Below are 14,838 nucleotides of genomic sequence, written 5' to 3'. Positions count from 1 at the left end.
TAAACCCGATAGCTGACCCACTGATAACTCTTCCCTGATATCTGACCCACTGATAACTGATAACTGTTATGTCTCGTATTGGCAAACGCCCGATTCCTATTCCCAATAAAGTCACCGTCGATATCGATGGTGCTACCGTGACGGTGAAAGGGCCCAAAGGAACTCTCCAGAGAACCCTACCCACCGCCGTCACCATCAATAAAGATGGCGAAACCATCCTCGTTACCCGTCAAGACGATTCCCGTACCGCCAGAGAACGCCACGGACTCTGTAGAACTCTAGTAGCCAACATGGTGGAAGGAGTCGCTACCGGCTTTCAAAAACGCCTCGATATCCAAGGGGTGGGCTACCGCGCCCAGGCGCAGGGTAGTAAATTAGTTCTTAATGTTGGTTACAGTAAACCCGTGGAAATGGAGATGCCCGATGGTGTTTCCGTCGCCGTAGAAAATAATACCCAAGTTATCGTCAGTGGCATCGACAAAGAAGCGGTCGGTAACATTGCCGCTAAAATCCGCGAAGTTCGTCCCCCTGAACCTTATAAAGGAAAAGGGATTCGCTATCTTGGTGAAGTCGTCCGTCGCAAAGTTGGTAAAGCTGGCGGTAAAGGTGCTAAAGGCGGTAAAGGAGGTAAAAAATAAACCATGAAACTTAGTCGCAAAGAATCAGTCCGTCGTCGTCACCAGCGTGTGCGTCGCAAACTTAGTGGCACTGCTGAACGGCCTCGTTTATCCGTATTTCGTTCTAATAACCACATCTACGCCCAAATTATCGACGACGTAGCCCAACATACCCTTGCGGCCGCTTCTACCCTAGAGGCCACCTTGCGCGGGGAATTAGAGTCCACCGCTACCCAAGAAGCCTCGGCTGCCGTGGGTAAACTGGTGGCCCAACGGGCCCTAGAAAGAGGCATTGAACAAGTGGTTTTTGATCGCGGTGGCAATCTCTATCACGGTCGCGTCAAAGCCTTAGCAGAAGCGGCTCGGTCAGCAGGCTTAAACTTCTAAAATATCCTTTCAACACTGATAAAACTATGGCAAAACGTCGCAAAGGCAACCGCGAAAAAGAAAAAGAAACCACTTGGCAAGAGCGGGTCATCCAGATCCGCCGGGTTAGTAAAGTGGTTAAGGGTGGTAAAAAACTCAGCTTCCGGGCTATCGTCGTGGTCGGTAATGAAAACGGCCAGGTGGGAGTGGGAGTTGGCAAAGCAGGGGATGTTATCGGGGCCGTCCGTAAAGGTGTGGCCGATGGCAAAAAACAACTAATTGAAGTCTCCTTAACTAAGGCTAGTTCTATCACTCACCTTACCCGGGGGGCTTCCGGTGGCGCTCAAGTGATTATGCGTCCGGCTGCTCCGGGGACTGGGGTTATTGCCGGGGGTGCTGTCCGTACCGTTTTAGAATTAGCCGGGGTGAAAAATATCCTCGCTAAACAACTCGGTAGCGATAACCCCCTCAATAACGCTAGAGCCGCCGTTAACGCCCTGGAAACCCTCCGCACTTTCTCGGAAGTGGCCAAGGATCGAGGCGTATCTGTAGAACATTTGTACACCTAGAGAAATCACCATGAAACTCCACGAAATCGCCCCCCAACCGGGGTCCACTAAACGTCGTCGTCGTGTGGGACGGGGTATCTCGGCCGGCCAGGGTGCTAGTTGCGGTCTGGGAATGCGCGGACAAAAATCTCGCTCTGGGACAGGGACTCGCCCCGGTTTTGAGGGGGGACAAATGCCCCTCTATCGTCGGGTGCCGAAATTAAAGCATTTTCCTTTGGTTAACCCCCGTCAATACACAATCGTTAATCTGAAAAAATTAGCTTCTTTACCCGCTAATACGGAAGTCACCCTGGAAAGTCTCCTAGAAGCTAAAATTCTCACCAGTAACGACGGCCCTTTAAAAGTTTTGGGTGATGGTGAAATTACCGTTCCCCTCAAGGTTAAGGCCGCTGCTTTTAGCAATAGTGCTAAAGAGAAAATTACCGCTGCTCAAGGTACTTGGGAAGAAATTTAACGGAGACAGAAGGCGGTCGGCGGAAGGCAGAGGGCGGAAGGCAGGAGACAGGAGATTATTTTTATTTATCCTTCCCATCCCCCCACACCCTAACACCCCACACCCTAACACCCAATCCCCAAGACCGGATTGATATATCATAAGAAGCACAGGGGAAATCTTAAAAAAATCGAGAAAGTTTTCCCCCTCGATTACTTTTTCCCATAAAAAAACTGCACTAGAGGTAACTGTTAATGGTCGTCAGTCGTGATAAGGCTCCCACGGCACAGGAAACGTTTATGCAAATGGCACAAGCGGCCGGTTTACGCGGTCGCTTGTTGATTACATTGGGTTTACTGATTCTGCTCCGTTTTGGGATGTTTGTACCGATACCCGGTTTAGATCGGGCAAGATTAGCAGAAATTATTCAAGGTAACGCCGCTTTGGGAATCCTTGACCTGTTTACCGGGGGAGGATTATCGACGTTGGGGATTTTTGCCCTCGGCATTCTTCCCTATATCAACGCCTCAATTATCGTGCAACTGCTCACCGCTGCCCTTCCTTCTTTGGAAGATTTACAGAAAAATGAAGGAGAGGCAGGAAGGCGAAAAATTGCCCAAATTACCCGTTATATTGCCTTTGGTTGGTCAATTATTCAAAGTATCGGTATTACTCTTGGTTTATTGGTGGCTAACGGCGTTGTGGCCGGAACTTTACCCTCGATCGCCGCTACGGTTCTTGCTTTAGTGGCCGGTTCTATGTTCGTAATGTGGATTTCGGAACTGATTACGGAACGCGGTCTGGGAAATGGGGCATCTTTGCTGATTTTTGTCAACATTGTCGCCGTTTTACCAAAAACCCTCGGTGATACGATTACTTTTGCTCAACAGGGTGGCCGACAAGCGATCGCTCAAGTGGTGATTCTCTTGCTGGTTTTCTTGGTGATGATTATCGGCATTGTTTTTGTTCAGGAGGGAACCCGTCGGATTCCTATTGTTTCTGCCCGTCGTCAGGTGGGTCGTCGTCTCTATCGGGAAAGAACCAGTTATCTACCCCTACGACTCAATCAAGGGGGCGTGATGCCGATTATTTTCGCCTCCGCAGTGTTGGTCTTACCTTTCCAATTGGTGCAAGCTTTACCCACGGATAACCCGGTCGGTCAGGTTTTAGTTCAGTTGGTCAATGCCCTGCGTCCCGATAGTTGGGGTTATGTGGCTTTTTATAGCTTACTAATTCTCGGTTTTAGTTTCTTCTACGCTTCCCTGATCGTTAACCCCAAGGATATGTCCCAAAACCTGAAAAAAATGGGGACCAGTATTCCGGGGATTCGTCCGGGAACCGCTACTACTAATTATCTGGAAGGGGTGCTGAATCGTCTCACCCTTTTGGGCGCTCTCTTTTTAAGTTTGGTGGCTACGGTTCCGACTTTGGTAGAAAGCGCCACCGGTGTCACCACTTTTCGCGGTTTGGGGGCAACTTCCCTGTTAATTCTGGTGGGGGTGGCGATCGATACGGCGAAACAAATTCAAACCTATGTCATCTCTCAACGCTATGAGGGCATGATTAAACAGTAGTTAGATAGTCAGCCAGTGACCTTTTAGCGGTTACTGGTTATTTTTTTCCTTAAAACCCTATATTTAATCCATGAGCAAACGGATCGGTGTGATATTTTTGGGCCCGCCCGGATCGGGAAAAGGAACCCAAGCGGCAAAATTAGCGGAATCTCTGACGATTCCTCATATTTCTACCGGTGAAATTTTACGTCAAGCAATTACAGAGAAGACAGAACTTGGTCAGCAAGCACAAGCTTATGTGGAAAAGGGTGAATTAGTCCCCGATGAGTTGTTATTAGGTTTAATTCAGGAACGTTTAAAACAGCCTGACAGTGCTAAGGGTTGGATTCTTGATGGTTTTCCCCGCACGGTGGCACAGGCGAGCTTTTTAGACGCATTACTGGAAGAATTGGCCGATAGTTACACATTTGTGGTTAATTTGGCTGTACCAGATACGGTCTTAATTGAGCGTCTGATGCAACGGGGTCGTCAAGATGATACTCAAGAAACGATCGCCCGTCGCCTACAGGTTTATATCGACCAAACTGCCCCCGTTTTAGATTATTACGGTCAAAAAGGGACTCTTAACCATATCGACGGTAATCAACCGCTGGACGCGGTTACGGCGGCTCTAACAGCAGTTGTCACTCCTGGGTAAAGTTTCCCTCATTCAGTCATCAGTCATCAGTTATCAGTTATCAGTAGGTTGGGTTGAAGCATGAAACCCAACGCCCGATTATGTTACGCTACCGCTAACCCATCCTACAAATAATTGTGCCTCCCTACTTATACTAAATCTGGTTATTAAAGACTGATTGTTTATTCCCTCTTTTGCCTCTTGCATGAGTGCCTGAGTAGAAAACGGGTTTCTCGGAGAAACCCATTTTCTGTGCGTTACTCAACGGATTTAGTATTATAAGTTCTTTATATCAAACAAGCTTTAATAGTTGAGAATATTTAAATTTACATTTCGCAATATTTATCTTTTCTTAAGAATTTATTGAAAATAATTCTCATTTGTTTACGAGGTTGCAATACTTCCAGCGATTATGGTATAATTTCGCAGTATGAAATGATGGGTTTCTCCGTGCTTTTTGGAGTTTTTAGCTATCTGGTAATCCTGAAAACCCTTGCTAAATCTACAGTGACCTATTTGGGAACAGCAATAAATGGGGGTTAAAGAGCCTTTTAAAACCCAACCCGTTGATCAATTAATTGTGTAGTTTTGTTGCAAAGAGAAAGTTTTTTTGACAAAAAGAACAAAGTGTGCTGCCACTGGATTGAACTTAGTGTCAACATTCATCCCGTCGCGCTCAAGGGAGGGACTTCTGCTGACACTAAGTTAAAATCAAAAGCAGGATACTGTGTATGACGGAAAAACTCGATGAACTCAGTGATTAAAGCGGTACAAACTGCCTATTATGGGGATGCAGCCTATCGGACACCACCACCGGACTTGGAATCTCTCCTGCTCAAAGAGAGAATTGTCTATCTGGGGTTGCCCTTATTTTCCTCCGATGATGTCAAGCGCAATGTCGGGGTGGACGTGACGGAATTAATTATCGCGCAACTGCTTTACCTGCAATTTGACGATCCCGAAAAACCGATTTTCTTCTATATCAACTCTACCGGCACATCCTGGTACACGGGGGACGCGATCGGCTACGAAACCGAAGCTTTCGCCATCTGTGACACCCTCAACTACATTAAACCTCCCGTTCATACTATCTGTATCGGACAGGCCATGGGAACTGCAGCGATGATTCTTTCCGCGGGAACCAAGGGTTTTCGCGCCTCCTTACCCCACGCTACCATTGTTCTCAACCAAAATCGCACCGGGGCGCAAGGACAAGCCACCGATATCCAGATTCGTGCCAAGGAGGTAATCGCCAACAAACAGACGATGTTAGAGATTTTCTCGAAAAATACGGGTCAAACCACCGAAAAACTGGCGAAAGATATGGATCGCACCTTCTATCTCACCCCACAACAGGCGAAAGACTACGGATTAATCGATCGCGTTCTCGAAAGTCGCAAGGAACTACCGAAACCCCTCGCCCAAGTTAGTTAAGATTTATTACAAATTAGCAGGAGTTGTTACCAATTATGCCTATCGGTGTGCCAAAAGTTCCCTACCGTCTGCCGGGTAGCCAATACGAACAGTGGATTAGCATTTACAGCCGTCTTTCGGTGGAACGCATTCTTTTTTTGGGGCAGGAAGTCACCGACGGGTTAGCCAATGCCCTTGTGGCCCAAATGCTTTATCTCGACTCGGAAGACCCCACTAAACCCATCTATCTCTATATCAACTCGCCGGGGGGTTCCGTTACCGCCGGTATGGCCATCTACGACACCATGCAGTACATCAAAGCGGAGGTGGTGACTATCTGTGTGGGATTAGCGGCCTCTATGGGGGCATTTTTACTGGCTTCTGGTAGTCCGGGTAAGCGTCTCGCTCTTCCCCACGCGCGGATTATGATTCACCAACCCATGGGGGGAACCGGGCGCCGGCAAGCGACGGATATCGACATTGAAGCTAAGGAAATCCTGCGTATTCGCCAGCAATTAAACGAAATTATGGCTAATCGCACCGGACAAACCATCGAACGCATCGAAAAAGACACGGACCGCGATTATTTCCTCTCCGCCGAGGAAGCCGTCGCCTACGGTTTAATTGATAAGGTGGTGGAGGGAAGACCGGCTTAAGTCAGCCATAGGTTAGAACAGGCGAGAAACCTGTTCTAACTGCCATTGGACAAACTTCCTTAGATGGTAGGTTGGTTTATCCGATAAGAGGGTATCTGTTGGGTATGGAATTTTTAGCAACTTTAGAAACAGGCTTGATCTCTGCTGTGGCAATCATCAAGTTTTGCCTAGAAAGTCTTTCAATCGCTTGTGTGGTGATCGGATTAATTAAAACTCTACAATTAGCTTGGCAGTCTAATCGTCACCGTCGCAGTCATCCTTCTTTTTCCTTCAATCAATTTCGCATTCGTTTTGGTACTTGGCTATCTTTAGCCCTAGAGTTTCAGTTAGGTGGAGACATCGTGGCTACCACCGTCACACCTACCATAGAAGCCTTGGCAAAACTCGCCCTCATCGCTATTATCCGAACTTTCCTCAACTATTTCCTCAGCCAAGAATTGGAAACGGAATTGGCCCTGGAAAAAGAGCGATCGCAACTAGCAGACCAGGACAATCTCAGGGATGTTTAATGCCAAAAAAAGCTGAGTTGACAATCACCTGACCTAACCCCTGATAATACCATTTTTCTTTATTCTTGGCAGGTATCTTACCCCTCCTTGCCCCCCCCCGATGTCGGGGGGGTTGGGGGGGCCACACCCTACCCCCACGAAAAACTTTTTGCCGCAAACCCTAGATAGTCAACAGCTTATTACTTTCGATCGCCCACTGGGTTAATTCCGTGCGATTATGAAGGCCGGTTTTATGAAGCATATTCGACACATGACTTTCGATTGTCCGTTGACTAACATTGAGTTTTGTTGCGATTTCCCGATTAACCAGTCCCTGGGCGACCAATTGTACTACTTTTAACTCCGTTGGGGTTAATTCCACATCACCCGGAACCTGAACAGGGGTGACATCCTCGGAATGGATGCGGGTGATGCGTTTCGGCAACCGGCCCGCTTGTTTGAGGGAAGACTCCACCAGGGACACTAATTCTTCTGGTTCAAAGGGTTTAACCAGATAAAAATCGGCCCCGGCGGTTAAACCTGTCACCTTGTCCTGACTTTGACCACTAGGGGAGAGAAAAATCACGGGAAGACCACTAAAACGACTGTCCCGACGAATTTTTTCGAGGAAGGCATAACCATCCATTTCCGGCATGATCAGATCACAGATAATGATATCGGGCATTTCCCTTGCTTTGGCCGCATTTGCCCCGCGTTCGAGGATTGCTAGGGCTTCCCGACCGTTTTCTGCGGTTGTCACCCTATAACCACGAAACTCTAGATAATCCTTCACCAAAAGTATTAAATTTGGGTCATCGTCGATTAATAAAAGTTGTTTGTTGTCTTTGTTGGTCTCTTTCATCGCTATTTTTCCATGCTGCAGGGTTGGGGGAATGGAGACGGACAAAGGATCGACAGGCAAAAGGTAAAAGGTAGTTAGATATGTGTAGTTAATTAGGGTTTCAGCTAGTTTTAACGCTGTTTTCCTCTATTGTTTCGGGTTCTTCTCTGGAACAGTTCAGGGAGATTGCTGGTAAATCGTGGCAAAGGAAAGCATATTCGGTGACGATTTGATTACCGATTAGATGTTCTTGGATAATTCTTTCGATCGCTTCCTTGTTTACCCTTCCATACCAGACTCCTTCCGGGTACACTAATAAAATCGGGCCTTGGCTGCAAACCCGCAAACAGTTGGCTTTAGTGCGAAAAATACAGCCCGGACGGTCGGCACTGGGGCGATCGAGTTCTAATTCACTTAACCGCTTCTTTAAATAATCCCACACTTCTAACCCTTCTTCCTTGTCACAACATTTTGGCTTAGTCTGATCGCAGCAGAGAAATAGATGACGCTGGATCTGGGCCAATCCCAACTTAGCGGCATTTTCCCCCAAGATATCTCTGGTGTCTGTTTTTTCCATAAATTTTTTTTATCAACTAAACCCTTGACATTGAACAGAAAATGTGCATAGCCGACTAAACTTTCGGTTTGAGGATGTAACGATAGATAAGATAAAAGATAGCGGCGAGGATTAAAGCACTTAAAACTGCGCTAACTAGCCGTAAAATTGCCGTTAAAATCGAAAAAGTCACAAAAACCCCCGCCACTGCCACAACTACCTGTGCTGGTGTGGACAGGCTGCCGTACCAAGTTTTCGCTTTTTCAACAGTGGCAGTGAAACTAACCCGGGTATCAACGGGGGGGAAATCGTCGGTTTCAATTTCCACTTCCACTTCCTCTGGGGTATATTTATTATCGAACGGTTCGGGAGACTGCATAAACACTCAAGCTACTTAACACTTCATCCCTATTTTATCCGTGATTGAGGTTGATGGGGGTTGAGGCCAGATCAATGTAACAATGAGTTTATCAATAGCTAAACGACCGGAATCTATGAGCCTATCGACTCCCACCGTTACCGCCATCAATTATCCAGATGCTACCATCACTAGGGCCGAACGCGCCCTCTGTTGTTCTCCTTTCCGTGTCACCTTATTCGCCGCTATGCTGGAGCAAAGTGTATCACTTTTAAGCATTCCGGGTGCTGGGGGTTTAGAAAAAAGTTATACTTCCAGACTGCTGACGGAAGCAGCAGCGGAAAGCTATCTTCTCTGGTTGATTAAAGTGGGAATTTTGCGGCGCGAAGTAGATGGACAGGGGATAACTGATAGTTTTCGTCTCACTCCTTTGGGGAGGAAATTAATAGAAAAATGGCAACCCCAAGGGGACTTTTTCCCTAAACCCACTTTCTGGCAAAGATTTTTAAATACTCTGCAACGTTGGTTTTCTTTTTAATGCTGTTAAGGTGAGGAGTCGGGAGTCGGTCGTCAGGAGTCAGGATTCTCCGAGTCGGTCGTCAGGAGTCAGGAGATAGGAGATTATTTTATTTATTCTCCCCACACCCCACACCCCACACCCCACTTCCCCACTTCCCACACCCTACACCCCACTTCCCCACTTCCCCATCTCCCCATCTCCCCACTTCCCCACTTCCCAATTCATAATTCCTAATTCCTAATTCATAAAAATTCAATACTCAACCCAAAAAACTAGATGAAAGCAATTATGGTAGTGGGGACGACTTCCCACGCGGGTAAATCCTTTTTAACTGCCGCTTTATGTCGTTTATTCCACCGGAAAGGTTGGCAGGTAACACCCTTTAAAGGTCAGAATATGGCCCTTAATGCCTATGTTACCGCCGAAGGGGAAGAAATGGGTCACGCCCAGGCGGTGCAAGCATGGGCCGCGGGGACAGTCCCCCAGGTAGAAATGAACCCAATTTTATTAAAACCCCAGGGAAATATGACCTCTCAGGTGATTATTAAAGGTAAGGCTGTTGGTGTCACTACGGCAGCGGATTATTATCAGAATTATTTTGACCAAGGTTGGCAAGCAATTAAAGAATCTTTAGCTAAATTATCAACAGAATTTGATCTAGTTGTCTGTGAAGGTGCGGGAAGTCCGGCGGAAATAAATCTCAAACATCGGGATTTAACTAATATGCGGGTGGCTAAATATCTGGATGCCGCTACTATTTTAGTGGTGGATATTGATCGCGGGGGGGCTTTTGCTCACGTCGTCGGTACGTTAGAATTATTAGAACCGGAGGAAAGAGCTTTAATTAAAGGTATTGTGATCAATAAATTTCGCGGACAAAAATCTCTCTTAGATTCAGGGATTACTTGGCTAGAAGATTATACAAAAATTCCCGTGTTGGGAGTTCTTCCCTATAGTGATATCTTTTTAAGTGCCGAGGATTCTCTCAGTTTACTCGATCGCCCCGCCCAAAAACCTAAAGCTGAACTAAATATCAGTGTCATTCGTCTGCCTCATATCGCTAATTTTACTGATTTTGACCCTCTCTGTGGTGAAGCAACGGTTAATGTCCGTTATCTAGAATTACAGGAATCTTTAGGTGATCCCGATGGGGTAATTATCCCCGGTTCTAAAACCACTGTTGCTGATTTAATCGCTCTTAATCAAAGTGGTATGGCTAATCAATTACAAGCCTATCACCAAAGGGGAGGTATTATCTTTGGCATCTGTGGTGGTTTGCAAATGTTAGGGCGATTAATCCTGGATACTGACCATCGAGAAGGTTCCGATAGTGAGGCAGCTGGCTTAAATTTACTGCCGTTAAAAACGGTAATTACTGCCGAAAAAATTACCCGTCAACGACAGGTTTTATCTAATTTTCCCCAAGCGGGTTTACCAGTAACAGGATACGAAATTCATCAAGGAATAAGCGAATGGGAAAGTGAATCAGGTTATCAAAAAATGTTCGAGGAAGATGCTAGTCTAGGAATTGTCAATGATTCTCTGTCAATTTGGGGCTGTTATTTACATGGTATCTTTGATAATGGTTCTTGGCGAAGAACTTGGCTAAATCATCTACGTCAGCGTCGCAGTTTATTGTCTTTGCCTACGGGAATTGCTAACTATAGTGAACAAAGAGAAATAACCCTCGATACTATGGCTAATTTATTGGAAGAACATTTAAATCTTAAACCTATTTTTGCTCATTTGTAAGGAGAAATTATGACTATTTCAGTGCGTTTTTTACCCGATGATATCATCATGGAAGCGGAAACTGGAGAACTATTATTAGATGTGGCCAAAAAAGCAGGAATTGACATTCCTACCGGCTGTTTAATGGGTTCCTGTCACGCTTGCGAGGTAGAATTAGATGATGGGACTCAAATTTGTAGTTGTATTACTGGTATCCCCGGCGATCAAGATTCTTTAACTGTTCATTTATACTCCGATCCGCTTTGGTAATTGTTAAAGTTTTCTGATAACAGAGGTCAGCTATTAATGTTAAGTTTACGACTTCTGACTAGGAGAACAATGGCTCGGAGACTTCTAACTAGGAAAAGGTTTTTAATTTTTGCAGGATGTCCATTGACAATAGTATATGCGATGTATTGATAAAATACTATGGTATATCCTATCAATGGGATGTGACAATAAATTTCACTAAACCCTTGACAAAAGTTACTTTTTGTATTACCCTGCGATAGTGGTGATACCACAAAAAATACTTACATATTAACTATTTTAAGATATGTCAGATTATTATCATTATCAAAATTCTTGCTGTGGGACTGCCCACGCTTATTTGCTACCCTCTCTAAGTCAGATTTTTGCCGATCTTGCTCCTCCTGAAAAGCGTATTTTTGACCTCGGTTGTGGCAACGGTTCGATCGCTAATTGGTTATCAGAAAAAGGATTTCAAGTCAGTGGCTGCGATCCTTCCGAATCGGGGATAGCAGAGGCAAAAAAAGCCTATCCTGAACTTGATCTATACGTTGGCTCCGCCTATGATGATCTGGCTGGTAAATTTGGTACTTTTCCGCTGCTAATTAGTTTGGAAGTGGTAGAACACGTCTATGCTCCGCGCGATTATGCTAAGACCGTTTATAATCTGCTGCAACCCGGAGGATATGCGCTGATATCCACTCCCTATCATAGTTATCTCAAAAATTTGGCCCTAGCGGCTACGGGTAAGATGGACGAGCATTTTACCGCTCTTTGGGATCACGGACATATTAAATTCTGGTCTGTCAAAACTATCACAAAACTGTTAACAGAAGCTAATTTATCGGTAGATAAAATCTATCGTATAGGTCGTATTGCTCCCTTAGCAAAGACGATGATTATTCTTGCTCGTCGGGAGCGATAAATTATACTAAATCCTGTTTAAAAGGTATAGGAGAGGAGGGTAGCAGGGAATTTGAACGTTTGTACTAAAATTCCCAATACTCAGTTTAAATACAGTACAGCTTAGTCAAACTTGGGAATAATCCAAGCTGCTATAATAGCCAATAAAACAACAATTTCTAAGACTTTATATAAGTTAAGAGATTGTAGCCACTGAAAAGTATTGGCTAGACGCAAACTTAACCCCCATTGACGTAATTGAGATAACCATAATTTCGGACTATCTTGTTCACGAAAACCCCATTTAAGAATAGATAATAACAGGGGAACTCCTCCCACTTTAGCAGTCATGAGCAGGTGCAGCACCAGACATACTACCATAATTAACCAACTGAGCAAATGGGCATAATACCAAAAGTGATTTAATTCCCCTTCCGGTAGCCATTTGGAATCCATCATCCGGCCACTATACAAGGCAAAAGTTAGGGCAAAAAGAGTCAAAGTATTGACTAAACGATGGAGACTATACCACCAAATCGGCTTACCAAATTGGGTTAATTTGTTAAGAGAATCACTTTGAATTAATCTTTTGTTGCCGCGACGAAAAGCATAGATAGCAAAAACGGGAAAAATAATCAGAGTATAGAGGCCAAAAGTGCCATGAATACTTTCAATTTCTTGATATTCTGGTAAGGGCAGTTTTAACCAACGACCGTCAAAAGTATCATAGGTCCAATAGGCCGTAACCATGGCGGCAATGAGGGCAATTCCCGTGAATCCGTGCAGAATTCGCAGTAAAAGAGGTTGATAAGGTTGATTAGTTTTCATGAACTCGATCGATACAATGGGGTATGTAAACTTGCCCAGATACTATGTTAACTAATCCTTGGCTCGTCGCTGTTCTTCTCAATACCGTCCTCCTCGGAATCGCCTGGATTGCCCCAAAAAAGCTCTTAACTCGGATGGGTTATCTCCATGCTTGGGTTTTAGGGGTGATTGTCTGGGGAAGCTTGGGATGGCGCGGTTATCTAATTGTTTTATTCTATTTCCTCGTCGGGTCTACTGTCACCCGCATCGGTTTAGCGCGCAAGGAAGCGGAGGGAATTGCCGAAAAAAGAGCGGGGGTGCGCGGTCCTGAAAATGTCTGGGGTTCCGCTTTAGCGGGGGCAATTTGCGCTATCCTAAGTCTTTTTGCCGCTTCTCCCTGGGATTACCTCTTAATACTCGCTTATGTGGCTAGTTTTAGCACCAAATTAGCCGATACTACTGCCAGTGAGGTGGGCAAAGCTTATGGTAAAACCACTTATCTGATTACTAATTTTAAATCCGTCCCCCGGGGAACAGAAGGGGCTGTTAGTTTAGAAGGAACGATCGCTGGTTTGTTGGCAGCCACGGCTATTTCCCTGTTAGCATGGGCTATCGGTGCGATCGATCTTATCGGTGTGTTATGGTGTGTAATTGCGGCATTTATCGCCACCAATATCGAAAGTCTCATCGGCGCTACCCTACAAACCCGCTTTCTGTGGTTAACTAATGAATTGGTCAATGTGATCAATACGGTTATCGGTGCGATCGTGGCTATACTGTTAAGCTTGCTCTGGTCTTTCCGCTAAAATTAAGTGACTAAAAAAATTTTTCAGAGAATATCTATGCTAAAGTGGCGTTTTTGTGCATTGTCCCTGCTTTTACTGCTAATTACTGCCTGTGGGACGGAAAATCAATCTAATTCTAGTTCTAACACCGCAAGTAGTCCCGATGCTGGCCGCTTGCAAACGGTGAAAAATCGCGGTAAGTTAATTTGTGGCATTAACGGAGAAGTGTCGGGGTTCAGCTTTGTTAATGAAAAAGGCGAATATTCGGGCTTAGATGTGCAAATTTGCCGAGCTATCGCTGCGGCTCTCTTTGATGATCCCTCCAAAGTCGAATATCGTAAACTTAGCCCCCAAGAGAGATTTACTGCCGTACAGACGGGAGAAGTGGATATCCTCAGTCGCAACACCACCTGGACGATTAACCGGGATACCGCTCTGGGGATGGAGTTTATCACCCCGGTTTTCTATGATGGTCAAGGAATTATGGCCACGAAAGCCAGTAATATTAAGAAATTAGAAGATTTAAGCGGAAAGTCCATTTGTGTGCTATCGGGAACCACCACGGAACAAAATCTGGCCGATGCCATGGCAAAAGCGGCAGTTCAAGGTTATAAACCGATCGTTTCCGATGATGTGGAGGCTTTATATACAGCTTATCAGGCGGGGCGCTGTCAGGCTGTCACCTCCGATCGCTCCCAATTGGTGGCCCGGCGCTCGGTTTTTCCCCGACCGCAGGATCATCAATTATTAGAAGTGGTAATATCTAAGGAACCCTTGGCCCCGGCCGTGGCCGATGGTGATCCCGCTTGGTCGAATGCCGTCCGCTCGATCGTTTTTAGTTTAATTCAAGGGGAAGAATTCGGGATTAACTCAGAAAATATTGCCACTTTTGCCGATAGCAAAGACCCCAGTATTCGGCGCTTTTTGGGTATCGATGAGAAGTTGGGCGAAGATATGGGTTTACCCAATGATTTTGCCCAAAGAGTCTTAAAACAGGTGGGTAATTACGGTGAAATTTATGAGCGTGAAATCGGTAAACCCCTACAACTCGATCGAGGTTTAAATAATCTTTGGACAAAGGGGGGTTTATTGTATTCTCCTCCTTTTCGTTAATTTTAAAATTGTGTTTCCTGACGGGGAATATAGACTCCTAAGTCCGCTGGAATAACTCGAAACATGGCGGGAGTAGTGCTAGTAATTTCGCCATCGGTGTTAATACTATGGGGTTTACGAGTCTGAATTTGAATTTCTTTCCCCTTAAGAGTTCTCACCCAAGATAATAAACCCTGTTGTCCTCGCGGTAATGTCCATAAAAGCGGGAAAATTTGCCACCAGTGTTCAATTTCTAGGCTATAT

20 protein-coding genes and 1 pseudogene are annotated in these 14,838 nt (G+C 45.4%); 15 read left to right on the top strand and 6 right to left on the bottom strand.

Annotation, left to right across the window (positions count from 1 at the left end):
* The first annotated feature begins 68 nt into the window (after window positions 1–68).
* From rplF to IM515_RS03835, 9 genes are all read left to right on the top strand, one after another.
* Window positions 69–638, top strand: a complete 570-nt coding sequence (gene rplF, locus IM515_RS03875; RefSeq protein WP_002771057.1) for a 50S ribosomal protein L6 — start codon at window positions 69–71, stop codon at window positions 636–638.
* Between the two features lie 3 nt (window positions 639–641).
* Window positions 642–1,004, top strand: a complete 363-nt coding sequence (gene rplR / locus IM515_RS03870; RefSeq protein ID WP_002771058.1) for a 50S ribosomal protein L18 — start codon at window positions 642–644, stop codon at window positions 1,002–1,004.
* 26 nt (window positions 1,005–1,030) lie between these two features.
* Entirely contained in the window at window positions 1,031–1,552 is a 522-nt protein-coding gene (gene rpsE, locus IM515_RS03865) for a 30S ribosomal protein S5 (RefSeq protein ID WP_002746611.1), read from the top strand.
* A gap of 10 nt (window positions 1,553–1,562) precedes the next feature.
* A complete protein-coding gene (rplO, locus tag IM515_RS03860; RefSeq protein ID WP_002771060.1) occupies window positions 1,563–2,006 on the top strand; it encodes a 50S ribosomal protein L15 in 444 nt (147 codons plus the stop codon).
* A gap of 233 nt (window positions 2,007–2,239) precedes the next feature.
* Window positions 2,240–3,559: a preprotein translocase subunit SecY gene (secY, locus tag IM515_RS03855; RefSeq protein WP_287630632.1), complete on the top strand. Its 1,320-nt coding sequence runs from the start codon at window positions 2,240–2,242 to the stop codon at window positions 3,557–3,559.
* Between the two features lie 70 nt (window positions 3,560–3,629).
* Window positions 3,630–4,196 (top strand): adenylate kinase, encoded by a 567-nt coding sequence (locus IM515_RS03850; protein ID WP_052275672.1) that lies wholly within the window; start codon window positions 3,630–3,632, stop codon window positions 4,194–4,196.
* A 726-nt stretch (window positions 4,197–4,922) separates the two neighbouring features.
* Window positions 4,923–5,609, top strand: a complete 687-nt coding sequence (locus IM515_RS03845; protein ID WP_002746650.1) for an ATP-dependent Clp protease proteolytic subunit — start codon at window positions 4,923–4,925, stop codon at window positions 5,607–5,609.
* A 35-nt stretch (window positions 5,610–5,644) separates the two neighbouring features.
* Entirely contained in the window at window positions 5,645–6,244 is a 600-nt protein-coding gene (locus tag IM515_RS03840; RefSeq protein ID WP_002734165.1) for an ATP-dependent Clp protease proteolytic subunit, read from the top strand.
* A gap of 104 nt (window positions 6,245–6,348) precedes the next feature.
* Window positions 6,349–6,753: a DUF1622 domain-containing protein gene (locus tag IM515_RS03835; protein WP_287630631.1), complete on the top strand. Its 405-nt coding sequence runs from the start codon at window positions 6,349–6,351 to the stop codon at window positions 6,751–6,753.
* Between the two features lie 160 nt (window positions 6,754–6,913).
* On the opposite strand, the gene IM515_RS03830 is transcribed toward IM515_RS03835, so the two are convergent.
* The 3 genes from IM515_RS03830 to IM515_RS03820 all read right to left on the bottom strand — a co-directional run bounded on the left by IM515_RS03830 (window position 6,914) and on the right by IM515_RS03820 (window position 8,508).
* Entirely contained in the window at window positions 6,914–7,594 is a 681-nt protein-coding gene (locus IM515_RS03830; RefSeq protein ID WP_287630630.1) for a response regulator transcription factor, read from the bottom strand.
* 100 nt (window positions 7,595–7,694) lie between these two features.
* Window positions 7,695–8,150, bottom strand: coding sequence for a (2Fe-2S) ferredoxin domain-containing protein (locus IM515_RS03825; RefSeq protein WP_002771070.1), 456 nt, complete (start codon window positions 8,148–8,150; stop codon window positions 7,695–7,697).
* A gap of 55 nt (window positions 8,151–8,205) precedes the next feature.
* Entirely contained in the window at window positions 8,206–8,508 is a 303-nt protein-coding gene (locus IM515_RS03820) for a hypothetical protein (protein WP_002771071.1), read from the bottom strand.
* Between the two features lie 115 nt (window positions 8,509–8,623).
* On the opposite strand from IM515_RS03820, the gene IM515_RS03815 reads away from it, so the two are divergent.
* On the top strand, window positions 8,624–9,025 hold the full coding sequence (locus tag IM515_RS03815; RefSeq protein ID WP_287630652.1) for an Npun_F0494 family protein: 402 nt from the start codon (window positions 8,624–8,626) through the stop codon (window positions 9,023–9,025).
* 88 nt (window positions 9,026–9,113) lie between these two features.
* Here IM515_RS03815 and IM515_RS03810 read toward each other — a convergent pair whose 3' ends face one another.
* Window positions 9,114–9,263, bottom strand: coding sequence for a hypothetical protein (locus IM515_RS03810; RefSeq protein WP_287633462.1), 150 nt, complete (start codon window positions 9,261–9,263; stop codon window positions 9,114–9,116).
* A 20-nt stretch (window positions 9,264–9,283) separates the two neighbouring features.
* On the opposite strand from IM515_RS03810, the gene cobQ reads away from it, so the two are divergent.
* From cobQ to IM515_RS03795, 3 genes are all read left to right on the top strand, one after another.
* Window positions 9,284–10,759 carry a cobyric acid synthase CobQ gene (gene cobQ, locus IM515_RS03805; RefSeq protein WP_287630629.1) on the top strand — a complete coding sequence of 492 codons (1,476 nt, stop codon included), beginning with the start codon at window positions 9,284–9,286 and terminating at the stop codon, window positions 10,757–10,759.
* A 9-nt stretch (window positions 10,760–10,768) separates the two neighbouring features.
* Complete coding sequence (locus IM515_RS03800) at window positions 10,769–11,008, top strand: 2Fe-2S iron-sulfur cluster-binding protein (protein ID WP_002771074.1); 240 nt, start codon at window positions 10,769–10,771, stop codon at window positions 11,006–11,008.
* A gap of 286 nt (window positions 11,009–11,294) precedes the next feature.
* Window positions 11,295–11,912, top strand: coding sequence for a class I SAM-dependent methyltransferase (locus IM515_RS03795; RefSeq protein ID WP_002746668.1), 618 nt, complete (start codon window positions 11,295–11,297; stop codon window positions 11,910–11,912).
* Between the two features lie 101 nt (window positions 11,913–12,013).
* On the opposite strand, the gene IM515_RS03790 is transcribed toward IM515_RS03795, so the two are convergent.
* Window positions 12,014–12,718 (bottom strand): cytochrome b/b6 domain-containing protein, encoded by a 705-nt coding sequence (locus tag IM515_RS03790; RefSeq protein ID WP_287630628.1) that lies wholly within the window; start codon window positions 12,716–12,718, stop codon window positions 12,014–12,016.
* 44 nt (window positions 12,719–12,762) lie between these two features.
* Between IM515_RS03790 and IM515_RS03785 the strand changes: the two genes are divergently transcribed.
* Both IM515_RS03785 and IM515_RS03780 read left to right on the top strand, forming a co-directional pair.
* Entirely contained in the window at window positions 12,763–13,503 is a 741-nt protein-coding gene (locus IM515_RS03785) for a TIGR00297 family protein (RefSeq protein ID WP_190722563.1), read from the top strand.
* Between the two features lie 36 nt (window positions 13,504–13,539).
* Window positions 13,540–14,595, top strand: a complete 1,056-nt coding sequence (locus IM515_RS03780) for an amino acid ABC transporter substrate-binding protein (RefSeq protein ID WP_190722562.1) — start codon at window positions 13,540–13,542, stop codon at window positions 14,593–14,595.
* A gap of 2 nt (window positions 14,596–14,597) precedes the next feature.
* On the opposite strand, the pseudogene IM515_RS03775 reads toward IM515_RS03780, so the two are convergent.
* Window positions 14,598–14,838, bottom strand: a pseudogene (locus tag IM515_RS03775) (lipid kinase); the annotation flags it as partial.

The organism is Microcystis sp. M44BS1, from assembly GCF_020244875.1.
Taxonomy (GTDB): Bacteria; Cyanobacteriota; Cyanobacteriia; order Cyanobacteriales; family Microcystaceae; genus Microcystis; species Microcystis panniformis.
The sequence above is the reverse complement of the archived record's forward strand: the minus strand, read 5'-3'. Positions and strand labels throughout refer to the sequence as shown.